At 64.6% G+C, this 294-nt stretch carries 1 pseudogene; it reads left to right on the forward strand.

The features are described from left to right. Positions 1 to 294, forward strand: a pseudogene (locus ACZIRK_RS45615) (IS630 family transposase); the annotation flags it as partial.

Here is a 294-nt window from a genome sequence, read left to right on the forward strand (position 1 = left end):
GCCGTCGCCGGAAGGGTTCGCACGCTGGACCGGGCCCCTGCTGGCCGAGGCGCTGGGCGATGTTGACGTCCAATATGTCTGGCGGTTCCTGCGCAGCCACAAGATCGACCTCGCGGCTCGCAAGTCCTGGTGTGAGAGCAACGACCCGAACTTTACGGCCAAAGCCGCCGATGTTGTCGGCCTCTATGTCGCCCCGCCGGCGAAGCCCATTGTGCTGTGCGTGGACGAGAAGCCCTCGATCCAGGCCTTGGAGCGAACGCAGGGTTATCTGAAGTTGCCCAATGGCCGCGCCTT

The organism is Bradyrhizobium sp. Leo114 (genome assembly GCF_055229415.2).